This is a genomic window from Ruegeria sp. N4 (genome assembly GCF_056531425.1).
Window position 1 is genome coordinate 135,930 of record NZ_JBQFLT010000006.1, and the last position, 26,741, is coordinate 162,670.

Sequence of the window (26,741 nt, forward strand, 5' to 3'; positions counted from 1 at the left end):
GGTACGGCCATGAGACCGCCAAGGGGGTCCGGCAGGGACCCGTTCGACGACGACAATGACAATGGCCGCTCGGGCGGGCTGCGCCGCCGCATCGAACGGCTTGTCACCGAACGGTCGGTTCCCGACCAGATCCGCAAACGTGTCACCAACGCGCTGCAAGATCTGGAACGCGTAGAGTTGGGCGGTCGAAATCTGGGCGATCTGATCCTGTCGCGCGATGATGTGGACAATGACACCGATGAAGAAAAGCAAAGCGATGTAAGCGCCGTTCAGTCAGCGCGTTTGCAGCGGGCCATCGGGCGCGCTTTGGGGGATACCGTGCTGTCCGATCTGGACCGTGATCGCCTGAGGAACGCAACCGATCAAATCGCCCAGATCGATTTGGGTGATGGCCGCACCATCGGCGATTTCATTCTCGACATAGACGATATCCGTCCACCCGGCGGCGGAAAGGTTGATATTCCCACCGGAGACCTGAAGATCGATGTCGGCGTTCTGGACAAGTTCGTCGAGGCCGAGCTTTACCGGCCAGAAACCCGTAGGCAGGGACTAAGTTCCGTAATTGACGGCGCGCTGGCCAATATCCGCGACACCTCGCCCAACCTGCTGCCAAATCGGCCACTAAAGGTCGGCCGCCCCGGAGCCACGCTGCCACTGGCCGCGCCTGCGCTGGGAAATCTGGTTCGGCTGGCTGCGGCACAGAACTTTGCCGATCCGACATCTGAACCCGACCCGGATACGGCTTCGGAGCCTGTGATCTGGGATGACGGTACAAATGAGTTGTTGGTCTATCCCGACAAGGTCGAAACCGAACTGGACGATGGCATCGTGCGGGTCACGGTGCCTGTCGAAACCGATGCGGGCAGCGCCAAGATGGTCGTGCCCTTCGCCGTGGGCAGCGAAAAGCGCGTGACAGGGCTGATTGCGGCGGCACCCGACCGCCCTTTGGGCGATCCCCTGATCGCCGAAATCTGGGGCGAGGCGCTGATCGCCTTTGCCTACAAGGCCTTGCTGGAGGTCGCTGACAACATCGCGGGCGCGTCGGGTCGAGACGTCTTTAATGACCGGCTTATCGCGCAAGGTTTGGCAGTTCGGGATGGTGCCTTGGTCGTGCAGTCGCAAGCCGCATTCCGTTATCGGAGGGATAAGCCGTGAACGCGTTCTCACCCGGTGATTTTGGCGAACTGTCCTCTCTGCTTCAGGCGTTGGGTCTGTCGAACGCCGAAGGTGAGTTCAACGCCGACTGGATCACCGGGCCCGAGGATTATCTGGCCAGCATCCTTGCCGACGATGATCAGCGCGCCGCCCTGCTGGAATTTGTCGCAACGGTTCGCGAAGGCGAGATTGAGACGGACGCAGATGGGCGGCAATGGATCGAGCTGTTCTCGGAACAGGTTCAGGCCGGATTGGATGTAGCGTTTTTCGTAGTCGTCGATGACCAGCCGGCGGGTCAGGTCAACCTGTTCCTTGGCGTCCGCATGATCACCGGCGGCGCGCTGGCGGACAGCACGTCATCGCTGATGTTCCCGCTGTTTCGCGCGGCCAAAACCAACGGACCTGCCCCTGCCGACGCGTTTCTGGCCGGTCAGGAAGGCGGCCATATTGCGCTGTCGTCCGAGATTACTGTCGGGCCGCCACCACAACCGGGCGAGGCCGGGCTGGCACGTGTTGGTGTCCGGATCGCCTTGCCAACAGCGGCGGGTGATGGCGCGCCGGATGTGGCCCTGTCCTTGGGTGGTCTGCAACTGCCCGGCGAACAGGCCCCGCGGGATCTGGTTCTGTCGCTTACCGATCCCGACGCGTTGCAGGATACGGCCACGGAGCTGATCCTGTCGCTTCTCGAAGCGCAACTGCGAGGCGGCGGAGGGGACGAGGTTCGCGCCCTTGCAACGGCACTGGGCCTTGGCGGCGCGCCCGAGATCCCGGCTTTTCCGGCCTCGGATTTGCTGGACCGGGGTCTGGACGCGGTTGCGGACTGGATCGCTGACGTCCTGGGCAATGCGCCATCGCGCGCCCGCTGGCTTGAGGCTTTGGCCGATATTCTGGGGTCCGGGGCCGCGGCGGACCAAACCGGCATTGACCTTCCGCTGGGCGGCGGAACCGTTCGCATCGGCTTCATGGCCGAGCCCGGAGCCACGGCGCGGCCCAAGGTCACGGTCTCACTCGCCTTCGGCTTGACCAGCGGCACCGCCGAGGCGCGTTTTGCCGCCGACATCCTGCAATTGGATCTGGGCACCGCAGACGCGATCGCCGTGCCCGCGCTTGAAGCATCGCTGCGCTTCGATCTGTCGGGTCTGGCCATGCCCGACGTATCGATTGAACGCCTGATTCTTGGCCTGACGCTGAACGAAGACCGGCGTCCCGATGTTGTGGTCGCGGTCGAAAACGCCGTGATTTCCCAAACCACGCACCCCCGCTTGGATCTGACCAACCCGGATGCTTTGGCGGCGGCGGCAGCACAGGCCGTGACCGACATCCTGACCGAGCTGTTGTCCAATCTTGGCCCCGGCGCGGAACTCATCGGCGTTGCATTGGGCTGGCGGGCCCCCACTGGCGCAGGGGCCGGGTTCCCGACGCTGGATCCGATCACCTTCCTGGGCGATCCAATCGCCCGCCTGCGCGACCACTGGCTGACAATCCTGGAAGACCACACAAGCGACGTCACGGCGGTGCTGCAAAGCCTGCGGACGCTGTTGACCGGAGCGGCCGACGTCACCGGCACGGGCACCGAGGTCGATCCATGGCGGCTGTCGATCCGGCCCGGCATCTATGTGGCCATCTGGCGGACAGACACCGGTGCGCTGGCGCTTGGTCTGGGCTGGATGACGCGAGTGGACGATCTGGGCGACCGCTGCACCGTGCTCGAGATGCGCGGGCGTCTGGCTTTGGTGTCGATCAACCTGTCCTCGGGCGCGACGGCCTTTGTGCCGTCTATCGATATTGCCGCGACCGGGCGTCCGCGCGGTGGTGGCCGGATGCAAACCGGGGCTGGCGGGCTGTCGGCCGAGGTCGATCACCTTGGCTTTGTGGCATCATGGGCCGCTCAGCCGGGGCTTTCATTCAGGTTTGACGCACCCAACCCCACGATTTCAGTCGAAGGAATCGAGATCCCGCTGGACCTGCCCGATCTGACCAGCGACATCGACGTCGATCTGATCACGCCCGAGCAATGGGATGGCATCGAACGGCTGCTTGGCCTGCTGGCAGAGCGCAGCGGAAACGCATTCCTGCTGGCCATTATCGACTGCCTCGGCTGGCGTCGCGAACGGCGGGTTTTCGGCGAACCCGATCCCAACCGCCTGCAGCTTGCCGCCCTTGTCTCGGAACCCGCTGACGCGCTGCGGGACTGGCTGGGCAAGTTGCTGTCCGACCCGATTTCGCGCATCGCCCCCAGATTGGAGGTTTTCGCCGCCACACTGGAAACACCCAGCGGGCGCGTGTCCGGTGCCGGAACGCTTGGGGATCCGTGGCGCATTGAGCTGCCCGGAATTGAAAACGGCCCCGGCCTGGCCGCATGGCGGATGCCCGAACGCTCGGAACCTGCGCCGGACCGGTTTGATTCCCTGCCCCTGCGCAGATGGCGTCCGGGTAACACAGGGCTTGAGGCAGGCGCGCTGGCTTTGGCCTTGCAAAGTGAATTTCCCGCCGCGCTGAACGGGTTTGGCACCGCAGAATTTCAGGTCGGGCTGGACGCCCTGACGACCGAATGGACCCTAAGTGATGGCATGGTGCGGCCGCCGGCCAACGCCCCCACCGGGACGGTTCTGCACATCATTGAAAACGCGGACGCGGACAGCCTGATCTCGCTTGCCGATGCCGAGCCCTATCTGGGTGCCGCACCGCCCGTTCTCTTCGTCGTCAGAACGCTGTCCGAGAATGCCCCGCCACCTGCGGATACAACGGCTGCTCGGCGCATCGATCTGCGCATCAGCGACCGCGAACCAACGGCCTTTCCGCAGGTTCCGGCGGATGCCAGCGGCACCTGGACGATATTGCTGGCTCCGCGCCCGGACACACCGGAAGGCGGGGCAGCCGGGCAAGCCGCGCGCCTTGCAAATGCTCTGGCACCGGCATCGAATATTGCCGATGCCGCCGTCTTGGCGGACCGGGCGGCGGGTCACGCGGCGTGGCTTGCGCTGAACGGTATGGCGGCTGGGCCGGACCGGTTGCTGATTGCCGGTCTTGCGGGGGCGAGTATCGATCCCCTTTCGTCCGAAGCATCCGAGGCGCTGAGCCGTTTGGACGAGCTGTTGCCCCCCATCGATCCGGCAGAGCCTGACGATCCTGATCTGGCACTGGGCCGACAATTGATCGGTCAACGGCGCAATGGCCGCCCCCTGTCCGAACTCGCGCCGCCCGCCGGTTGGACCGGCGCGGTGCGTGCGGGCCTTGAAATCCATCTTTTGCACGGCGTGATCCAGCGCGATGTGATCCAGCGCGCGATGACGGCCGTCACGGCCGCCGGGCTCAGCACTTACGCGGTGAGCCGTGCCGCACGATCCAGCGCCAAACGTATCGAGGCGGCAGGGCTTGGCGTCTACCTGCCCGTTGGTGAAGCCCCGGCAAACGGCACCATCGGCTTCGAAGGTCGTGCCATGGCCGAGCTGTTGTCGACCGGTCTTGACCGCGATGGCCTCTCGGTGCCGCTAATCACCGCCCGCCTTGCCAGCAAGGTTGTGGTTTCGGGCCGGATCACCCGAGGAAATGGCTGGTTGATCGGCGGTCCGGACAGCGACGATGCCGTTGCCCCCCTCGCGCTTCGGTCCATCGAAGTATCGGCCTGCGTCGGTACGGGCGGCACATCCGAGCCCGAAACGGATGGCATAGAACTTATCTTCCACGGTGTTCGGATACTGGGCGAAAGCCACGCCCGGCTGGCGATCACCCCCGACAGCCTCAGCGATCCGGGCCTCGCCAGCGCGGCCCCGACAGCCCCCGGCATACGCGAGTTGCTGGCTGAAATCGTTGCCGAAGCCTCGATCACACCTGCGGCAGGCATGGCCGAACTGCTCGACCTGCTACGAGCGACCGGCATTCTTGGCGCAGACGATGCCTTTGATCCGCTGTCCCTGTCGCATTGGATCGACGACCCAACCGCGCAGCTTCAGGTCGCGTTGGGCGACCCCAGCCTTGGCGCGGACCTGTTGGCGTTGGTGCAGTCCTTCGTGGCAGGCACCGGCAGCGGAATTTCATTCGACAGCGCTCAGAACCGGCTAAACGTCTCGCTCAGCGGCAGCGCCGATGACCTGATCTTTGGTCAGTGGTCGCTTGAGGCCAGCCTTGGCGCGTCCGGCCTTTTGTCAGGTGCGTTGGAGTTTGGGGTTCCCGATGGCCTTGGCCTACAGGTGGGCTTCGCGCCCTTCTCGGCGCAGGTCACCCTGCCCGGCGGGCTACCTGACATTCCCGCATCAATGCCGTTGTGGCCCGATCCGAACTTCGTGACCCATCTGCGGGCTGTGCCTCCGATCCTGTCCGCACTTGCGCTTTCCCGGCTGCTGGAAGGCTTGCGCAGTTTCGATCCCGCCGTGACGCCTATTGTGGATGCAGGGCTTGCAGCCTTTGGCCTGAACACCGAGCCGGTTCGGGTGCCTCCGATCCTGTTCACCAATCCCGGCGTTTGGCTTAGCCAGGCGGATGTGCTGGGCGGCCCGGGTGGTGGCGTACGCGCGGCGCGGGTAATTGCCGTCATGGATGCGCTGCGGCCATTGATTGGCGTGGGCGGCGGATCCGGCATCTGGACGCTGTCGCAGGGCGTCGATCTGGTTGCACGAGACGCCGGCGGCCTGGTGCTGGAATTCCAGATCGATCCCAGCGCCTTCCTTCCCGACGGCGACATTGCCTTTGGCGGAGCCTTTGGTCTGCGCTTTCCAACCTCAGGCGGGCAGACGCGGCCAGAGGTATCGTTCTTTGCCGGTTTGCCAGGCGGAACCCCCGGTACACGCGCGGTCCACCTGTCGGTCTCTGGCGACGTTGTGCGCTTGCTGCTGCGACCCGATACCGGTGCCGACATCGAAATTTATCCCGGCCCACCCGACCTGACCAGCCTGCTGACAACGGCCCTGGTCGCGGCATTGCCGCAGGCTTTGGACGCCATTGTGGATACCGGCACCGATGTCGGGGATGTGGTGGCCGATATTGGCGACGCCCTCGCGCTGCGCGTCGCGGGCAGCTTTGACGCGGGTGAGCTGGCTGACTGGGCCGCTGATCCGCAAGGCAGTCTGGCCGCCCGATGGCCGACGCTTTTGTCCAGCGGGTTGGCACAACTGGGTCCGGTTCTGCCAACCGGGGTTTCGGTTGCTGGCACAGCAAGCGGGCTGCGCGTGACCGTCGCCAATGCAGGCACACCCGGTTCATCGGTATCGGTGGAACTGTTCACGGCACCTTTGGCGGTCGAGTTTGCCGCCGACCTGACGGCCATTCCTTTCGTAGAAGACATCGACGTGCTTGTCCGCGTCGATGCTGGCGGTCTGGCCCGTCTGAATACCACCATAGGCCCCGCCGCAATTCCGGTCGCCGATGGATTTGTCCTGCGCCCGATTGTTGAAATGGACGTCGGAAGCAGCGTCGCGACCCCCGAGATCAGCACAGGCCTGTCCTTCGATCCGGCTGCAAATCAGGTGCTGCGTCTGACCTACGACTTCCAGACGCAACAATTCCGACTGGGCGTGGGCGCGGACACCCCGGCCGAAATCGCCGCCGCGCTGATGCATCTGGCGGTGGAACTTGTCGGTGGGTTTGTCCTTGGCCTTGAAGAGGTTGACGCGTTGCTCGATCTGCCTGTCGGATCAAGCGATGTGCGCGGCATTTTGGGCGGTGTTATCCTGACGCCCGGCGGTGCGTTGGACGCGGACTTCTTCCGCGTTCTGCCGGGTGACGGCGAAGACATCGAAGCGCTGCTGCTGACCAAGCTGGACCGGCTGCTGACACTCATCGAAAACATCGCCGATGCCGGGCCCAGCGTGCGCGTCGGTGGCGAGGTGGATATCGGCATTGCCCGCGTCGGAAACTCCATCGGCCTGTCACTTGGCATCGCCAACAGGTTCGAGATTGTCGGCGGGGACATTGCGATCTGGCTGGAGAATGACAGCCGCTGGATCAACGGGGATGTGGATCCCGGCCTTCAGATCGGATTGCTCAGCACAAGCGGTGGACTGGATTTCGCCCCGACGCTGGCCGTCAACGGCATCGGGATCAGGATCGGGCGCAGCAACGCTCCGCTTGTGAAATCCCCCATCGCGCTGGGATCAATTGCGATACACGCCTTTGCACGCGTTGAGACTGGCGAGGTTCTGGGCGGTGCTCAGGTCGAACTTGCCGAAGTGGGCGCGGCCGTCGGCGGCGGGTCCGGCGACAACGCGGTGGCCTCTGGCCTGCTGAGCGAAACCAATGACGGCGACGCTGCTCTTGCCCCTGCGTTCAGCCCGGCGCTGTCGGTCCAAACCTTGTCCGGCGGCGGTTTCCGGTTCGGGTTCCGCGCAGGCGAAGGATCGGGGCCGTGGTGGCTGCCGATCCGCAAAGGCTTTGGCCCGCTTTATGTCGATCAGATCGGTCTGGGTGCGCAATCGGATGAGACCGAGGGACTGCAATCCATTTCGCTGCTGTTTGATGGTTCGGTCACGATTGCGGGGCTGGCGGCCAGTGTTGATGATCTGGAACTGATTTACAGAACGGATCGGGGTGGCCTGCTGGACAGCGCATCCTGGGGCGTCGATCTGGCCGGGCTGGGTATCTCAGCCGATCTGTCCGGGATCAGCCTTGCCGGTGGATTGCGCAAATTCGGTGAAACGCCGGATATCGAATATGTCGGCATGATCGCTGCACGGTTCGCGGTTTACGGCCTGTCGATCTATGGCGGCTACGCCTCCACCTCGGACGATCAGGGGCGGTATACCGCCTTCTTCGCGGTCGGGTCTTTCCTTGGTCCAATCGGCGGGGCCCCGGCCTTCTTCCTGACCGGGATTGGCGGCGGCTTTGGCATCAACCGCGATCTGGTCCCACCCACGGATCTGGGCGATTTCGGAGATTTCGTTCTGATTCAGGCACTTGACCCTGCGGCAGACCTACCCACGGACGTCATTGCCTACCTTGAGGAAGTGCGCAACACCTTCCCCGCCATTCGCGGCAAGTTCTGGTTCGCTGCGGGGATCAGCTTTACCTCTTTTGCGCTGGTCGACGGGATCGCCGTTGTGGCCGTCGAATTCGGCAACGGGTTCGAGTTGTCGATCTTTGGCCTGGCCCGGATGGCCCTTCCCAGACCGCAATTCGCGCTTGTTTCTATCGAGCTCGGCCTGCTGGCGCGGTTCTCGACCGAAGAGGGTGTTATCTGGATTCAGGCGCAGCTGACCGACAATTCCTGGCTGCTGCACCCCAGCGCGCGCCTGACCGGCGGCTTTGCCTATGTCAGTTGGTTCAAGGGGCCGAACCGGGGGCAGTTTGTCCTGACGCTGGGCGGGTATCACCCGAATTTTGACGCCGAAGGCTATCCGGTTGTTCCTCGGCTTGGGTATAACTGGTCGGTTTCCTCGAACATCGTCATCAAGGCCGAGAACTACTTTGCTCTGACCTCCGAGGCGATCATGGGCGGCGGATTGTTCGAAGCGTCCGCCAAGTTCGGGCCGGTGTTCGCGTCTCTGGGCTGGGGCGGCAACGCCATCGTCTACTTCGATCCCTTCCGCTACGAGGCCGACGCCTATGCACGGATTTCGGCGGGTATCCGGATCAAGACGTGGTTCGGAACGATCAAACTGTCCTTCACGCTCAGCGCTGAAATTCAGGTCGCCGGGCCGGAGTTCCATGGCAAGGCACGGATCAAGATCGGGCCCATCGACGTCACGGTCAAATTCGGCAAACAGGGCGATCCGCCGATCCAGTACATCTCGTGGGTGGACTTCTCGGCCAAGTATCTGGAACTGGCAAATGGCAATCTGGCCGAGGCACTGTCCGGCATCGCCGGGCGCGGTGCACTGCCGCCCGCCAGCAATGACGGCGAACCGCCCGGTACCGCCGACGGGTCCGAGGCCAATCCGTTCGACGTCATGAGCGAGTTTGAGCTATCGCTGACCAGTACCATTCCGCTGACCCGCATCATTCGGCCGGGGCGCGCTCCGATCGAGCGTGATCCCACGTCCACGCTGGGGGTGGCCCCGGTCAACCTGATCGTTTCCGAAATCACTTTGTCGCTGCAACTGCGCCGCCTTGACCGCCCGAATGACGAACGGCTGGATGATCTGGACAAGATCAAGATGACCACCCGCAACACCGGCGCATTCCCGGTCGGTGTCTGGGGACCGCCACAGGGGTTGGATGACAAGAAAGTGCCAAAAGGCAAGGTGATCGGCGCGACCGAAGGCGTGGACCTGCGTTTTGTGCCCGAGTTCTTCAACCGCCGCCCGGATGCCTCAACCGGCGGTGTGGCGTTCAATCAGGTCGAATCCGATCTGCGCAAACCTCTGCCATTGCGCGATGTGGGGCAGTTCTTCGTCGCGGTGGCGATACTGGCCACCGAACATCGCACTTTGCTGAGTTCAATCAACGACCTTCAGATGGCGCAGTTGTCAGCGGAGTTCCAGCAGGATCAACGCCTTCGCGTCGGCGCAACCGGTGCCCGTGCCTTTGACCGCAGCCGCCGGACACCGATGCGGGTTGGTCTGCTGACCGAACGCATCGTCAGTGACGCGGCCCCCGGTGCCAAGCGCGAAGTGCTGCGGACGCCGCCCGAACGCCGCCCCATCCGCTTTGGCACGCCCCGGCTGCGGGGACAACTGGCGCTGCCCAACGTGTCACTGGGCGAGGCTGGTGGCGCACTGGCCGCGCGTGTCACCCGCGTTCCGGCCGACCGGGCGCGCCGTGCGAAACGTGTTCGCCCACCTGTGCTGGATGAGGTTCTGGCGGCACGTCAGGATCGGGCACCTGCCCTGCTGCTGCGCGCCGCGTCGGCCGGTGCGCAGGTCGGACGCACGGTTGTCGCTGAACAGCGCGTTCCGCTGACATTGGCGGCTGGTGTTCAGGCGTCCTCAAGCGCGACGCGCGCCTCTGGCCCGACCCGAGACCGGCTGGCAGCTACCGCACTTATGGCTGGCGCGAAACCGCCACGGGGGGCGCATACGGACAACATCAAACCCACAGGGCTGGCCCCCGGAGAAATCGCTGTTTTCGATCTGCCGGGCGCTGCCCGCTCGCCCCGGTTTGAAACAAGCGGTGTGGTCGCGCTGAACGGTCCTGCCCGTATTGTCGCCATCGGTCTGGACGGGCGCGTCCTGTCGGACAGCGCCGGTGACGCGCGGCGGGTCAAACTGCCCAAGGGAACAGCCGCCTATGCCGTCGTGTCCGGTGACGACGGGGCCGCCGCCCCGGAATTCGCCGGGTGGACCGAATCCGAGTCGGTTGCCTATTTCGCGCGGTCACTGGCCCTGTGTCGGGGCGGCTTCCTCTATGCCGAAGGTGCAAGCCGCGTGCGCGGCGGACGGGCTGGTGGCACCGGCTGGTTCCGGGCATCGTACCTGACGGATCAGTCTGCCTTGGTCGAAACCCGCTTTGACCGGCCCGCCACATCCGTCGCCCTGTTGCTGGAAGGTGAGGTTGTCGCAGAGGATCTGGAATCCCTCGCAGTTTCCGTGCGCGGGGCCGAGGTGCTGGACGACAAGCCCATCCTCGCCCCGTTCGATGGCAAAACCCTGGTCGTGTACGCGCTGAAACCGCAGGACGACGCAGGCTTTGCGGTTCGGGTCGCCGGGCTGGTCCCCGGTCGTCTGGATGGGGTTATCGCGGCGCAGTTGCAGCCAGATCGTCTTGTTACCCGCCTACTGAACGAAAGCGTCTCGCTTTCGGTCGGTCTACTGCGCGGCAAGGGTGCGCGGCTCACGTTCAAATGGAGTCCCCCGGCAGATGTCACGCCGCGGCAGGACGAATACCAGGAGTTCTAGCAATGGTCGCACGTGGTCGTTTCTTCCTCTACGACAGCATCGTTCCCGCCCTTGAAGCGGGACGGTACAGGCTGCGCGGCGATCTGGACATCGAGGCGACGGAAGATGGCGATGCGGCCTCGAACCTCGGGGTACGCCCGTTGGAGACCCATATCAACGTCACCGCGCCACGGCTGAAACTGCCGCCGGATCAAGCGCTTATGACGTTTCCGCCTGCGAATTCCGAAGGCGCCTATGAATCCCGCCTGCCGCAGATCGTCCTGAAAAAGAAAACCCTGCCATGGGATCGAAAGGCGGCGCAGGATGGCACCATGTTCGGCGATCAGGAGGTGACTGAGCGTACGCCATGGCTCGCCCTTGTCATCATCGCCGAGGGCGAAGGCCAGATCGAACATGACATTCCATGGCAAGACTGCGTGACCGAAGGGGTCGATCTGCCCGGTGACAAGGATGTGCCGACCGCCACCCGGCTTTCGGTTGCCGCATCCGTGGTCAGGCGCGTGTTCCCAACCGTCGAAGATCTGCCGCTGCTGACCCATGTGCGAGAGGTGAATATAGACGACACCGAGGCCGCGATGGGCGATGATGACGGCTTCCTTGCGGTGGTCATTGCCAACAGGATACCGCAGTTCGATCGGGTGAATTGCCGACCCAAGGCCTATACCGCCTGTCTGGTGAACCTTGAGGGGCAACTGGGTGCCCTGCCCGCCCCGCTGCCGCCCAGACCGTTTTTCGATATCTCCGATCTGGTGTTCAGCGACGAACTTGCGGTGGTCAACAACGCCATCGAGACCGGGGCGGCGATCACGCCTCAGATCGATGGTGAGATCAGGGATCTCGACACCACGGACGGCAACGCGATGGCCGAAGCCATCCGTCGGGGTGAGGTGGTGTTTCATGACGGAACCATGATCGACCGGGCGGGGACAACCAATGGTGGCCTGGCCAATCTTGGGCCGATCTCCGGCGCTGCGTTACTGGACGGAGACTTTGCAACCCTGTCCTCCAACCAAAGCACAACCTTCAAACTGCAAGGCGTGTTTGACGGGTTTTCAATCCCGGTCGACAAGGTGTTTCAGGACCAGATCTTGCGCTTTCCGGTTTTGACCTCGTGGCGGTTCACCTGCAGCGGTGCGGGCAGTTTCGAACAGTTGATGAAAAATCTCGATGTGGGGTTGCTGGGTCGCCGCACCGGCAGCGGGTTCGCCCGCCCGCTGGCCGATTGTACGCCGGACACCGGCGGCGACAGCTCTGGCCCCGCCCCGGCATCCCGTTTGCCGCTGGAGGTGGCGGAAAGCGGGCATCTGTCCCTGCCCTACAGAACCCGCGTCGGCGATGGTGAAAGCGCGTGGTACCGGGGGCCGTTCTCACCCGTTCGGCTGCAACGCGATTTGCCCGGCACGTCGGGTCGAACACTGGCACATGTCAGCGACCATCTGCGAACGATGACTCCGGGGGGTGAAGAGGATGTCTCGCTTGCCGTGGCCTTTGAAACGGGGCGTCTTCTGGCCCTGTCGCAGCCGTCGTTCATCGCCGCGCTCAAACGGTGGCGGGCGGAACGGTTTGGTGCGGCACGGGCCAAGGCTGGGATCGATTTCGCGATCAATGACCAGCTGGGGCTTGCCGCGGTTGCTGTGCCAAATCCAAACGTCTTCGACACGCTGCTGAAAGCCCGCTTTGCCCGAGAGCTTGAGGCCAGCCTGATCCAAACCGTCAGCATCAACCCCGAAACCAGCGTCGCCGCCCTGCGCCCGCGTGTCGACGTCGGCAACCCTGTGCCCGAGTTGGACGACGACCCCACCCGCATTCTGGCCGAAGGTCTGCAACTGGACCGGGCCGTCGTCGGCGCCTTGCTGCGGCAACCCGATGACGAGGGCGCGCTGGCCCAACTTATGGAGCAATCGCCAACGGTTGCAGGGGCCACCGTTCAGCCGGATGCGGAGATAGCGGCGCGGCTTGTCGATACGCTGGATTCCGGCGTGCGGCAGCTTGCACAGTTTGCCGTTGGTCCCGACGCGCTTGAGGCAGGCGATCTGGATCAAGTCCAGGACTTTGACAATCTTGGCGATTTTCTCGCCGACCGTATCGAAAGGACCCGCAGATGAAGCTGTCAGACAAGCTTGGGTATGAACAACTGCACGCGGCCCTGAACCTCGACCTGTTCCTTGCGGCCCCGGATGGAGAAACCGTGGCGACGGATAGTGTGCTGACCTTTCTGGCGCGGCTGCGCATGCTGGAAGGCGTGCCCTTTAACACTCTGGTGCCGGATTCCGATCTTCTGCCGGTCGAATCGATACGGTTCTTCTATCTCGACAGGGCCTGGACGGACGCGCTGGTGCAGGGCGCGCTGAGCGTCGGTACCGCCAACTCGCTGGAACGTGCGCAATTGGAACGGCTGTATCCGCAGATCGAGGAAGAAATAGACGAGGCGGAGCGCCGTGTCCGCTCACCCGGGTCCGAGCCGAACCTGACCGGATCCGCCGGGATCGTGACCGGGTTCCTGATGCGCTCGGCCGCCGTGGCGGGCTGGCCGGGGATGCACATCCGCGCCTATGACGCGGAACCGGTGGACAATGATGAAGACATCGTGCCGGAGTCTCATCCAGACCGGATCAAGCTGCTGAGGCTCGAACGGCTGGCCCCGTCGGTGCTGTTGGCGCTGTTCGACGGCATTCCCAATGTCATCCATATCGAAGAACCCCGGCAGGGTCTTCAGTTTGGCGTCCGGCTGGATGAACAATCCGGCGGGCGTTGGCGGGCCTTTGTGCCCGCACGGGACGTGCGGACCGCCGGATATGTGGATGATGATGGCGTTGCAGTTGAACCGGATGACGACGACCCCACCGCCCTGTCGGCACTGGCAGCCCAAATCCCGGTCCGCTTTCGCCCCGGGTCCGCCGGGGTGCTTGATCTGTCGAACACCGCCCGCGCCTTTGCCGATGCCGAGGGCACCGGTATGACAGACCCCAATCCCGGCACGGAAATCGACGGGGCCGAGTTTGCGATGCAGATGATCCGCTTCCCCTACCGTCAGGTCTTTGCGCAGACCACCACGACCGTTGTCATTCAGGATGCGGCATTCACGCCGAACCTGGCCGTCACGCCCGATTACGCCGAAATCCTTCGCCACCGCCTGGACGAGAGCTGAGCCATGGCCAACCCGATTGATCCGCAGCTGATGCAAGCCATCCTCGCCCGTCCGGGCTGGTCGATGGCCGTTGAACTGGGCGACACGGCGGTGTCCCGCCTCGACCGGTTCGCAACGCCGCCACCGCCGCCGCCTGCACTGGTCGTTCCGGTGGATGTCCGCGCGCTTTACGTGCCGGTCAATCATGACGAGGACTATGTAAGGCTTCCGATGGAGCTTGGCGGACCGGCCAGCGATACGGATGAACCCGCCCCGCCCTTCTCGGATCCGCAACCCCGGGACCCCGGCATTCACATTCACTGGGCGCTGCCCGATGGGTTGTTGCGCGGTGATCTTGAGGACGACGAGGATAGCCCGCTATCCCTGCGTCCACTGCCGAACCGTTGGCTGGTGGTGCGGATGACCGGCCCCGAAAACACACGCACCGTTGATCTGCGCGCCTGGGTCGTCGCGTCAGAGACGGGCCGGGTCTATGATCTGGAAGATTACCCCGATGGCGACAACACAGGCGACGGCGATCAGTTGGAACCCGGCGAGTTGGACGGCGTCGTGGGCGGCTCACCAAGCTGGACGGCGGGGTATGACTCGACCCGCAATCGGTTCGGGTTCCACGACCCGCTGACGGACCTGAACCCAAACCAGATCACCACTCGCCTTGCCTCATATGTGATCATTGGCTGGTGGTCCGAACGGGCCTCGGACCCGCTGGCGAAAAGCTTCTGGCCATTTGCCGTCTCGCGCACGCTGGACGAGCTTGGGTGGACCGCGTCCCCGGCCCCGTATGAAGGTGCAATCTCACAACCGGTTCAATCCGGTTTGGCTGGCTTTGCGCAGACCCAGTTCCGCGCATCCTCATCTACGGTGACCGACAGTTTCGACACACCGGTCGAGGCCGTCTCGGCCCGTGGCCTGCGGGTCACCGACACGCGCACCGCATTGTCACTGTCCAGCGCGCAGGCCGCATTGGCCAGCGGGTACGAACCGCTTGTCTTCGACGCGGTGGCAATGTCGCTGGTGACCATGCACTACGATACCGTTCTGCATGGACGGGTCATGGGGGTTCGGATCACCGGGCCGGTCGGGCGCGATTTGGCCCCCCGCCCGCCTGCCATTGGAATTGCGCTTGGGCCGACCCTTGAGCGATTGATCGCCGCGCAAGTGGCCGACAGCTTCGGCCTGACCGACGGCGAGGAACGGGAATACACCGAAAGCCTGCTGACCGCCGTTGCCAATGGGGCCATTCGCCGGTTGGGAGAGCAGGACGGCATCATCGCGCTGGACGAAGCTGAACACGGGGACGGGTTTGAATCCTTCCGTGGTCGCGAAGTCTATGAGGACGTGATTGTCGAGCGGCGGCAGACCGACATCAAGGCCGGGCGGCCCGTGCGCACGAAGATCGCCACGCTTGCCTCAAAGCCGCCGCCAAAGGCGGACGTAATGTGGCTTGGCACCAAATCCGGGTCCAAAAAGGCCGATCTGAACGAACTGCGCCGCACGGCAAAGCTGGAAACCGACAAGCGGTTCCGCACCCAGCCCGACGACGAAGGCCCAACCGTCCGGCGCATTCGCCGCCCCGCGCCCCGCTATCATCGCGCGGTGCCTCCGGTTGTTGGGTTGCGCGACTTTGGACGCTCGAACCGGTTTGACGACTGGCGTTTCACCGAAGACAGACGTTTGCGCTGCCACTGGGCGCGTGAGTTGCCAATCGCCTTCGGTCGCCGATTTGAAGCGCGCGATTATGTACCCGCGCTGCCCAACCTGTCCAACTTGCCGGGCCAGACCCGCCGGATATTGGAACACAGCTTCCTGTTCGACATCTACATGCTGGCCTGGATGCTGCAAGCCATCGAGCAAACTTCGGAACCGGCAGAGGCCCCGGCGGTGCAAACCCGCGTGCGGGCCGAAATGGCGCTGCGGTTCTCGCCCGAGGGCAGCTATGACGGCACGCCGCCACTGGCCGCGAATACCACACCGATGGCGCGGGCGACGCTGAGCGACGAGTTGCTTAGGTTCTCGCTTGCCGAAGGGCGCGAGCCCAGCCCGGTTGGAATAACCATGTGGTCCCAACCCTGGGTGCCGGTCTGGCTAGAATGGGAGGCGCGTCTGGAAACCGGCCAGGATTTTGACGGCTGGAAACTGGGCCGGATTGAATTCGAAGGGGCCTCTGACGTTGGCGGGCAATCCCTTAACATCCTCGGCCGTTCGCCCATTACCGATGGTCTGCACGATGCGTGGACCAGCCTGATTTCCGACTATCTGGACGCCGAAAACCAGCGCGACGAGGATGAGGTTGGCGAGATTTCCGAGGCGCATGAGGCGCGCCTTGCGCAGCTCAGGACTTATCTGGACCTTGCGGATCTGGGGTCGGTCACGCTGGATCAGGTCGGTGACCTGTGGCTTGGCCTCGAACCCCAACCCGACGGGCAAGAGCGTGACGTGCCCGAAGCAGTCGCCGATAACATTCGGGCGGTTGGGCTTCCCCGTCTGATCGCAAGTGGCCGCCTGAGCCTTGTCCGGGCGCGGATCGTCGATTGTTTCGGACGGTTCCGGGACCTCAACACGCAGCGGTTGGTGCGCCCACATGCGCTGTCCAGCACGGATGCCGAGGATCGTCCGGCCCTTGAACTGCCGCCACGCTTGTCGCTGCCTGGTCGGCTCATGTTCCGCTTTGTCGATCCGGCAGACACATCTGATGAACCTGCCGAAGCCCGCCTGAACCAGGCGAACCCGTCTCAGGGCATCAGCCCCATCGCCGGTTACATCCTGCCGGATTTCATCGACGAGTCGCTTGAGATGTTCGATGCGCAAGGCAACCCGCTGGGCGAGGTTCTGCAGGACCCCGTAGCAGGTGGTCTGGTCTGGGAAGGCGCGGTTGGCCGCCCCGGACCGGCTGTTAACGACCCCGAGGTGGGCCTGCCCCCGGCGGCGCAGGTGCTGGGCCGGATCGCGCGTGGGATGATCGACGCGGACGCGCTGCGGACACAGGACCCTGAGACCGCAGAAGACGAAAGCGCGCTGTCGGCCTTCCTGCGCGCGGTTGACACAACGATGTGGGGTGTGGACGAGGCGCAGGTACAGGCCGGAGCCACAATTGCAGGACTGGTCGGACGCCCGGTCGCCGTGGTGCGAGCAACGCTGTGGCTGGATATCCCAACCGACCTTTCGCAGATTGATGCCTTTGGCGAAACAGCCGAAGGATTGTCCCAACTGCTTGACGACGAAGGCGTATTCGAAGCGGTCAAAGCGCGCGCCTTCGAGATCGCGCTGGGTGAAGTTGCCAAGGGCTATGACGGGCTTTACGGCTATTTCGTCGGCGACGATTTCCGCCGCTTCCGCCTGATCGAAAAGTCCGTCAGCAAGGCTGCACCGGCTACCGGGTTGGGGTTTGGCTTCCGCGCCATTCTGGGCTCGGCCACACTGGCGGAACCGTCGCCGCTGACCTCGCCCTACATCGAGCCGGGCGGGCGTATCTTTACCCATTCGGGGCAGAAAGTGCAGTTGACGTTGTTGATGAACCCCGCCGCGCGGGTGCATGCGACATCCGGGATATTGCCGAGAAAGTCTTTGGAATTGCTGCGTGATTGGGTGGCTCCGGGGCTTGAAAAGATTGCCCCGTCAGCGCGGATCGGCCCGGTTCTGATCGATCCCGACAAGGTGCGCCTGCCGAAGATTGCGGCCTTTGGCAAAGACCAGCGGTGGACCCGCCGCAACAGCCCGATCACCTGGCGCGATGATCCCATTCTGGCGGCAACGCAGGCTGCCATCCTGCCGGACGGCCCGGTTTCGGTTGAAGAAGGCTGGATACGGATTGGGGCCAGCGACGATAGCGAGGAAGGAGGCACCTGATGGCACGCTATGACTGGCCACGCGATCTGAGGAAACCGCCCGAAACCCTCGCTGGCCGGGCCGAGGCCAACGCAGCGCGCGCCAATGGAACGGCTATCGGAGGGAATCTGGGCAACCTTGCAGCCTTGGGCGAAGTGATCGAGGGGGCCTTTGACGAAGAACGCCAATGGATGCCGCTGGGCCCCTTCATTCTGCGCAACGGTCAGGCGGACGGCGACCCAGTGGTTGCAGGGCGCATTCGCGATATTCAGGTGCATCCAAACGGCCAGCGTGCCTATGCCGGGGCGGCCAATGGCGGTGTCTGGTACACCGACGATGCCGGGGAAAGCTGGGCACCGCTGGGCAGTTGGGCCCTGGCCGCGGCCACAAGCCGGGACGATCTTGTACTGACCGTCGGCGCATTGCTGGTCGAGTGGGGAGAAGACGGCGGAGGTGCCGACGACCCCGCCTTGGACGCGGTCTATGTGGGAACCGGCGAGCTTAACCCATATTTCTCACTCGGTCCCGGGGGCAAACATGCGGGGATCGGGGTACTGCGTCTGAATGGAACGGTCGATCAGGCGATTTCGCTGGTCGGGGTCAACCCGTGGCAACGCGAAGGCGGCGAGGAGCTTATCGGCGCAGGAATCTATCGTCTGGCCCGCGAACCCGGAACCCCTCTCACCCCCGACCCGGCAGATGAGGCGACCCTTCTGGCCGCAACGTCCCGTGGTCTGTTCATGCGGCAAGGCCGTTTTGTCGAAGACCAAAGCTGGACATTTGTCGACTTCACGGATGGTGAGTTCACCGAAGATGACGATGGGGCCTGCACCGATCTGCTTTGGACCGATCAGGGCCTGTTTGTCGCGCTGATGGGCGCTGACGAGGATCTGGATGGCATCTGGCTTTCGACCGGAGGGCCGACCGGCACGTTCCAACGCATCGCGCTGCCGGACCACGACACCGGCACACGCCTTAGCCTTGCGGCCTCCCCTAATGAAGCAAGGCGCATCTATGTTGCCGGGCTGAAAGAATCCAACGTCACAGACAAGAGAGGCCTTGGCCAGGGGTGGCTGATCGATCTGTCACACACCCCTGCCGGAGTGTCCGGAACGCCCGTCGCAGCGGTGTCGATCGATGACTGGCCCGTGGGTGTCTATACGTCCTCGGTCACTCAGGACGGGACCGATTATGTGATCGAAAGTGACCAATCGCATTATGACCAGTGCATCACGGTTGTGGACAATGGTTCGGGCGACGATGTCGTCTTTATCGGCGGTCAGGGAATGAACAGCAATGCGCTGATTTTCCGTCTGCCAATCACGGGCACCGCTGCGGCAAACGATCTGTCCGCCGGGTTCACCGCCGCCAACCAGACGACAGCCGATACCGACCCGACCTTTGCCGGCCGTGGCATCCACGCAGATGTTCACGCCCTGCGTCCGGCGAATAACACGCTTTGGGTTTCATGCGATGGCGGCGTCTTTACCCGGCCACTCACGGCGGGCGGCTCGGGGACGTCGCGCAATGTCGGTCTGCCGACGTTGGAACCGGGCTACATACAATCCCACCCAACGCTTGACGGCCACCTGATCGCGGGCTTGCAGGACAATGGGTTTATTGAACGCATTGGCGGCAGTTTCTGGGACCAGATTTATGGCAGCGACGGGGGTGGATGCGCCTATCACCCAACGCGACCGCATATGGTGGTCAAGCAGACCTTCAATGCAGACTGGGATTTCATCCCCGCCCGCCAACCACGCGGACCCGCTGTCCGGCATGCATGGAATCGAAAATGGGATTCCGAAAAGGCAGAAAACGGCCGGGCAAGTTTCTACTCCAACCCGCTGGTCCTGCCGGGGGAAACAGACGACACAGCACGGGTGTTCATAGGGACCGACCGGATCTGGATGACCAACGACTGGTACGGGCATCGCCTGAGAACGGATTGGATGAGTTGGGTGACACTTCCATCTGCCACCGATCCCCATTCGGCCCGCAGCACCACCGAGCCAGGCCGGGATTCGCGGAACCGCGTCTTTCGCGACCAGCTCCGTTTTGAAACCCTAAGCGACAAGGTCGTCGCATTGGATGCACTGGTCGAGGGCGAACCGCCCGATTTTGAAGGCACCAGCATCGCGGTGCTGTGCGAACGCACGGTTCGGATATTCACGTTCGAGGGAAACAACCCCAGCTGGACCGGACGCAGGGCCGCCATCATCAGCGGCAACCGGCCCAGCAACAAAAAGGCCGAAGGCGATGAGCCTGATCCGTTTCTGGACTACCTTCCCTACTTTTCCGGAACCTCATGGACTGCCATCGCAAGACACACAGATACAACGCTGTATGTCACAACCTCGGGTCGGACGCGCCGCGACGGGGATGGCGAACTGATCACGGATCCGAACTTCGATACGCTGTGGTGGTATAACGGCGACGGGCGATGGTATCCAACCGGGCTGCATTTAACCGAGCCGGACGTGGCAACCGGCACCAGCGGCACCCCTGCCTCGGCCCATGCGGTGCTTGTGGACCCAGACAACCCGGATGTGGTCTGGGTCGGCACGCGGGTTGGTGTTTTCGAAGGACAGATCGACCAGTCCGGGGCGCATCCGAGCTGGACCTGGCGGCCTATCATGGACGGCTTGCCCCAGACGCTGGTCGAAGACCTGTCTCTGTTCCGGTCCGGCGACCGGCGGTATCTGCGCGCCGCGCTTGTGTCTTTGGGCGTTTGGGAGCGCGACGTGTCAGACACCCCGCACTCGGTCGGGCGCAGCTATATCCGGACCTTTGAGTTCGACACCGGGCGCGGCGATCTGCCAGACCCGGCCTGGGCCCCGCGAACGGACCCGTCCAATCCCAGCAACCGCCCACTGGTCACGCACAACAGCCCGGATATTCTGTTCGTCGACACCCCGCCGATCGAGGTGCTTCTGAACGCAAACGAAGTCAATTTCGCAGCCGCGCGCAGCCTTAACCTGGCAACCGCATCAAATAGCTTCAGCGCTTTTGTGCAGGTACATCATCGGCACGTAACCCCCTTACCCGCAGCAGATATTCAGGTAAACTTGTTCTACCTGAGTTTCGCGCGCGGCCTTGGGCTTGACGATATTGAGGTCAGCGACAATCTACGCAACGCAATTTCTGCGGGCGTGACCGGAACGAACGCCCAGCGCGATTTTGCGATACCAGATCCCGGTCTTCACCTTCGCTTCCTGCGCAGGGCGAACCCCGAAGACCCACTGTTCAGCCGCAAGACCGGTATAGCCCATTTCGACACGGTCGATCTAACACGCGCCGCTGGCGAGGCAGCACAGGACAGGGTTGCCCTTATCGCCGTACTTGATCCTGCAAACCGGCCCTTTGACGTTGCCGAAATCTCGCCCCGCTCGGGGGAAACTACTGTGACGCTGGATCAGGTGATGCGCCGTTCGGCCTATCTGGCCGCCCGCGCCTTCAATCGGTTCGACCCAAGCCCCTGAGGTTCAGCCGACGAGGCATAAGTGATCCGACCGCTAAAGGAACGGGTAGTGACACGCAGCGGGCATTCCCGCGCATGATTAACTTATATCGTATTCATCTGGAGATATCCTTGACAAATGATCTATGAAATAGCTGGCCACCGAAGATGAAACTTCACCAAAGTCAGATGATCCCCAGTCTAAGACGCCAGACTCCTCACGCGAATAAAGGAAAGTTTGCAACACGGCACCCAGATCAGCGCAATTTGATCCCCGCGAATATGTGTATAGCAAGAGGCGCATAGAGTAAGCATGCATCAGCAGGACTCTTGCCAGAACAGGTCGGTTCAAAAAGTCAAAATCGCAAAAAAGTTCCTCGACTTCGGCCATCAAACTCCTGAAATCCGAGTCGTTCTGGCAAAGATCTTCAAACTCCCGATAATCGATAGGCCGTGGCGACTCATCCTCATCCACAATCATTTTGTCTATCAAACGATCCAATTGTCCGAGGACCAGTCCCTGCCGCTTGTACCGCGCCGGATTCTCTAGGATTTTGTCTTTCCAATCCGGCGCGTTTGGAGAATACGTTAAAGAAGGCTCAAGCTGGGCAAGGTTGAAATCGTCAAGGAACGCAGTGTAAGAAATCTTCAACAAGAAGTATCGAGCACGGATATTTTGATCCAGTTCGAAGTCGACGAAAGTCGTAGACCTCTGTACCGGTTTGAATATAGCAAGCGGCAAGAAGAGATGATAGATCGTTGAGCGAAGGTAATAACTCTCTTTTGCCAGCCAGCTTCCTTCTGCTTCGCCCAGATGGCCCTGCCGCTGCGTAAGTACCAAGCTGGCGACTCGGTAGTACCCGCCTTCGGCGGCCTCGAACAGATGGAAGAACAGAGGTTCAACCACATCATACAACCTTTTGCGCGCATCGAACTCATAGGAGGTTCGCGCGTCATTAAGCGCCGCGTCCTGAGCCAGCGTGGCCTTGAGCTGTTCCAGATCGGCATTTAATTCGGCCTTCACCCCTTCCAACCGGCGCGCGGTAAATGGGCTAAGAAAGGCGACAAAGACAGCGACCAGCGCGCTGACAAGGGCGGATACGACCGTCGCCTGACCGGCAGGCGGCAGGGTATGAAACCACTCAAACACAAGATTTACCCAATCGCCCACCGTCGGGAAAGAAAACGGTCACGGTCTGGTCATCAGTTCGGCAATCACCAATCGGCGAAAACTAAGGAAAATAAGCACGCCAAATACGGCGTCAAAGGCAGCGAACCACAGGAACGGCCCCCCATGCGCAACGAAGGTTGCCACCATCAGAGCCCGCCCCAACACGGCAATGACATTGGGATAACGCTGACGCACCGGGTCCAACGCGCCGGGGATTTGCATGACGGTCACAAAGATCAGCGTCGCCCCCCAGACCGAGGGCCAGGGGTTCTCGGCCCCCGCAGGCAGGCCCACAACACCCAGCGAAAACGCCGGGCAAAACAGGAAAAGCCCGCCTATGACGATCTGAAGCGCCAGCACAAATCCGAACAGACGGCGATGAGATTTGATCCGGTTGTCGGCCTGGGCGCGGGTCCAGCCGATGGATAACGTATCGGTCATGTTACTCATCTCCTTGTTCAGAAGGTTTTCAGGTATTCAAGCAAATCGGCTTTTTGGTTCGGGCTTAGATGCGTGCCGTAGACGTGGCCTGCGTTGGAATTGCCCGGCTGGGATGTGTCGAAGCAGTAGACACCTTCATCCTCGCACGGGGGTGACAGGAACCCGCCATTCACCGGGTCGACCACATCCGAATTGCGCTGGAATTTTTTGGGGCGATCTTCAGGGGCGCTGAGTAAGTCCGCCAACGTCGGCACCGATCCGTTATGCAGATACGGGCCGCGCACCCAAAGCCCATCCAGCGGCATATTTGCGTAGCCGTCGGTTTTGCGGAACTGCCGAAACGCGTAGGGCGTATCCGCAAACAGTTCTGCTACCTGACGCTGCTGGAACTCGTTTGTGTAGCTATCCAGCCGCGCGCGATCCGTCCCAATGGACGCGATTGGCTGAACGGTTCCCAGCTTGTCGCCCGAGAACTCATACTCTGTCCCGGCCCAACGCCCGTGGCACTCCAGACAGAAGGTCGCATAAAGGTTGCCCCCCCGTTCGGCGGCCTCGGCATCCACCTGTATCGGGTTCGCAGGCGGCGGCAGATCGCTGAGCCATGCTGCAACGCGCTCGATCCCGCCATGATCCGCGGTTTCCGCTGTCACCCCGGCCCCAAGCGCCGCCGACAGGTTGCGTTCGGCCAGCGAGGGGTTGTTGCCATCCCAGTGCAGTTGCATGCCTTCGCGCGGGCCTTGCAGAAAGATGGAGGGAAAATCAGATGCGCCAATAACCTCTTGCGGGGTCAGCGCATCCCCGTTCATGTCGAATTCCAGCACCTTGTAGGGGTTGAACGTGTCCACGCGCCCAGTGCCCCAATCCGGTTGGCGCGCCAGCAGGGGTTGCAAAGCGGCGCGGGTCGCCAGCAATTCCTCGCGAATGCGGGGGACAACTGCAATTCGCCAGAACAGCCGCTTGACGGGTCCAAGGCCATTGCCGCTTTGTTCGATGGCGTCGAACAGCGGTTCGGCGGCCAGTTTCGGACTGGTCGAGGCGTCCAGCAGGAACTCGATAAACGCATGAAATTGCAGGTTGTTCGAGGGCATTCCGGGCACAATCACCGCCTCGGCCTCAGCCGTTTCACGATAGGTGCCAGCGTGACAGACGGCGCAGTTGAACCAGACCAAGGTGATGCCCAACTGATCGCGGCGGGAAATGCCAATTGGCAAGTCAGTGCGACCTTTCTCATCCTCCTGATACAGGAACCCAAACGCCTCGTAGGTCGTCTTGCCCTCAAAGGCTTCGGGGAAGAGATAGGGCAGCGCCTGCCAGACCTCATACGGCAATCCGCTGGAGGTTTCCGAACCGATAGAGCCGTGCAGGAAATGCTGCTCATCAGTCTTGAAATGCTCGGGCCCGCCGCGCAGCAAGGCCAACAGCAACCAAAGCGCGACGACCAAAGCAAGCAACCCGACCAAAGCCATCAGGCCCACAAGAATGGTCAGCGGCAACCGTCGGCGGCGGCGTTTTACCAGAGCCTCTTCAACAAAGGTGACAGGCTGGTTCCTCATTCTGCCGCCTCCCTGTCAGGGGTCGGGATTTGAAGGATCGGCTTGGTTTCATAGATCGACATCAGTTCTTCGATCATCGCATCACGGCTTTCGAACCTGTCCTCCTCATAACAACCCATCGGATGTTTCGGCGCATTGCACAGGCATTTATTGCAGCGTGTGCAGGGCTTTGGCGGCTCATCTTCACCTGCGGCCCAATGCTTGACCAGATCATTATTGGCAACCAGAGCCCGCGCGATGGACACCCCGTCGCAGCCGCCCGAGGTGATGGCATCACGCACAACCCGCGCGTTCTGATAGCCGCCGGTGTTGATCACAGGAATGGTCACCGCCTGCTTGATGGCGCGGCATTCTTCCAGGCTGATGCCTTCATCCTCGCGGCCTTTTTTCAGCCGGAACCAAAGCCGCAGGAATAGCGGGCGCAGCAGGGGGAAGCGGAAGAACAGGTAGTTTCTGAACCCGTTGACGCCCGATGCAATCATCGCGTCGTAAGTAACGGCCAGAACCTCAAGCGGCAGGTCCCCCGGTGGGTTCATTGGATGCGGAAACAGCGAGCCGGTCGAGACGTGTAGGGCATCCACCCCCGCAGCCTCGCACCATTGCGCGACCTGCACCGTGTCGGACAGGGTGTTGCCCTTGCCTTCCCACGGCAGGACGTTGTTGTGGTCCACGGCAGAGAGTTTGACTTGCAAGTGGAACTCGCGCCCAACCTTGGCGCGAATGGCGTCGATCACCTCAAGCAGGAACCGCGCGCGGTTGCGCAGGGAGCCGCCGTAATGGTCCGTGCGGTCGTTGATCGCGGAACTCAGGAACTGGGTGAACAGATAGCCGTTGGCGGCGTGCAATTCGATCCCGTCCAGCCCGGCCTCACGCGCGCGCCATGCGGCCTGGGCGAAATCTTCGACCATTTCGCCCACTTCATGCGTGCTCATGGCGCGGGTTGGGAAGCCGTGCAGGGTTTCGTACGCGTTGGTGGGGCTTGGGGTCGGGCGGTGCTGATTGTGGATGCCGGGCAAATCCATCTGGCGACCGGAATGCGACAGCTGAAGGATGTATTTCGATCCGTTGGCGCGGACCGCCTCACCTAATTTCTGCCACAGGGGAATGAACTCATCCGTGTGAATGGTGGCGTACCCGGCGATGATGCGGCCATCCATGCGCACGGGCACATAAGATGAGATCACGGCCCCCACCCCGCCGCGCGCGAATTTGCATTCCCAGTTGATCCGCGTCTGCGTCAGCGCCCCGTTTTCGGCGTCGAAGCGGCCCGAGATATTCGACCGGAAGACCCGGTTCTTGACCTCAAGGTTGCGGAACTTGAGCGGAGTGAAGATGATATCGTCGCTCATCCGGTTTCTCCCGCCTGTTTCCAGATTTCTGCCAGCAACGCCATGACCCAGTGCTGGGCCGGGCAGCGGCTCCAGCTTGATCCCAGAAAGGCCAGATCGGCATCCATGCCTGCGCCCGCCGCCCTGCGCGTGTTCATGGCGACCAAGGTGACTGGCCGCACGCGCCCGCCGATCGTGTCGCCATGGCGCTTTCCGGCCCGCATCACAGTGCGCGGCGCGGCAATCACGCGCAAAGCCGCCTGTTCCGGGGTAAGGTGGGCGCGCAGCCGCTGATCGGCCCATGCCGCTTGCAACCGTTCGAGGCTGAGCGCCAGATTATGCACCGCGATTCCAGTGCCGTGGACAGCGCCCTTGTCGCCCTTCGCGGCCTGACCCAACACACCTTGAGCGTCCCGCAATGCGCCGGACAGAAAGGCAAGGACGCGCCGTATGGGGTTAAACGATTGCAGATGCGTCTCGATCGCTTTGGCCGCATCCCAGGTTTCGGCGCTTGCCGCATAGGTCGGGTCGAACACTCGCCCTGTGATCTGCTGCGCAAGCTCACCCACGGGCCTGCTCAGATCGCCCCTTACATAGCCCACCATCTGATTAAGCGTGTCGGTATCCCAATTGCCCGGCGCGAACCTATCGGCGATGTCCTGAGACATCCGACGCCTCTCTGGCTCGTCCCGCATCATCGCGCTGGGCAGCGGATTGCCACCAAGCGACAACGCCGATCTGACGCGGTGTGCCAGTATCCGGTTGATCAGCGGCCCCCGCGGGCGAAACCCGCGATCCAGCGCGGCGTGGTCGGCAAGCTGTCCGATCTCATCCGCGTCATCGGTCAGGATCAGATCGGCAAGCAGCGGGATGCGAATGTGACGGGCCATGCC

At 62.7% G+C, this 26,741-nt stretch carries 11 protein-coding genes; 6 read left to right on the forward strand and 5 right to left on the reverse strand.

The features are described 5' to 3' along the window. Positions 1–9: 9 nt before the first annotated feature. Genes ACR0LW_RS11450 through ACR0LW_RS11475 form a run of 6 tightly spaced genes read left to right on the forward strand, consistent with a single transcriptional unit; the run spans position 10 to position 21,377 of the window. Positions 10–1,155, forward strand: a complete 1,146-nt coding sequence (locus tag ACR0LW_RS11450; RefSeq protein WP_480882716.1) for a hypothetical protein — start codon at positions 10–12, stop codon at positions 1,153–1,155. Further along, complete coding sequence (locus ACR0LW_RS11455; RefSeq protein ID WP_480882717.1) at positions 1,152–10,922, forward strand: DUF6603 domain-containing protein; 9,771 nt, start codon at positions 1,152–1,154, stop codon at positions 10,920–10,922. The genes ACR0LW_RS11450 and ACR0LW_RS11455 overlap by 4 nt, the downstream gene beginning before the upstream one ends. 2 nt (positions 10,923–10,924) lie before the next feature. Continuing rightward, a complete protein-coding gene (locus ACR0LW_RS11460) occupies positions 10,925–13,027 on the forward strand; it encodes a hypothetical protein (RefSeq protein ID WP_480882718.1) in 2,103 nt (700 codons plus the stop codon). Next, positions 13,024–14,070 (forward strand): hypothetical protein, encoded by a 1,047-nt coding sequence (locus ACR0LW_RS11465; RefSeq protein WP_170517500.1) that lies wholly within the window; start codon positions 13,024–13,026, stop codon positions 14,068–14,070. The genes ACR0LW_RS11460 and ACR0LW_RS11465 overlap by 4 nt, the downstream gene beginning before the upstream one ends. A gap of 3 nt (positions 14,071–14,073) precedes the next feature. Then, entirely contained in the window at positions 14,074–17,916 is a 3,843-nt protein-coding gene (locus ACR0LW_RS11470; protein WP_480882719.1) for a hypothetical protein, read from the forward strand. After that, on the forward strand, positions 17,916–21,377 hold the full coding sequence (locus ACR0LW_RS11475) for an RHS repeat domain-containing protein (RefSeq protein ID WP_480882720.1): 3,462 nt from the start codon (positions 17,916–17,918) through the stop codon (positions 21,375–21,377). The genes ACR0LW_RS11470 and ACR0LW_RS11475 overlap by 1 nt, the downstream gene beginning before the upstream one ends. Before the next feature lie 78 nt (positions 21,378–21,455). On the opposite strand, the gene ACR0LW_RS11480 is transcribed toward ACR0LW_RS11475, so the two are convergent. Genes ACR0LW_RS11480 through ACR0LW_RS11500 form a run of 5 tightly spaced genes read right to left on the reverse strand, consistent with a single transcriptional unit; the run spans position 21,456 to position 26,738 of the window. Then, a complete protein-coding gene (locus ACR0LW_RS11480; protein ID WP_480882721.1) occupies positions 21,456–22,526 on the reverse strand; it encodes a hypothetical protein in 1,071 nt (356 codons plus the stop codon). Between the two features lie 18 nt (positions 22,527–22,544). Then, positions 22,545–22,967: a hypothetical protein gene (locus tag ACR0LW_RS11485; RefSeq protein WP_170451779.1), complete on the reverse strand. Its 423-nt coding sequence runs from the start codon at positions 22,965–22,967 to the stop codon at positions 22,545–22,547. A 17-nt stretch (positions 22,968–22,984) separates the two neighbouring features. Beyond that, on the reverse strand, positions 22,985–24,520 hold the full coding sequence (locus tag ACR0LW_RS11490) for a c-type cytochrome (RefSeq protein ID WP_480882722.1): 1,536 nt from the start codon (positions 24,518–24,520) through the stop codon (positions 22,985–22,987). Continuing rightward, positions 24,517–25,869 (reverse strand): NADH:flavin oxidoreductase, encoded by a 1,353-nt coding sequence (locus ACR0LW_RS11495; RefSeq protein ID WP_170734422.1) that lies wholly within the window; start codon positions 25,867–25,869, stop codon positions 24,517–24,519. Before ACR0LW_RS11495 ends, ACR0LW_RS11490 begins: the two co-directional genes overlap by 4 nt. Continuing rightward, positions 25,866–26,738, reverse strand: a complete 873-nt coding sequence (locus ACR0LW_RS11500) for a hypothetical protein (protein WP_480882723.1) — start codon at positions 26,736–26,738, stop codon at positions 25,866–25,868. Before ACR0LW_RS11500 ends, ACR0LW_RS11495 begins: the two co-directional genes overlap by 4 nt. Positions 26,739–26,741 lie beyond the last annotated feature (3 nt).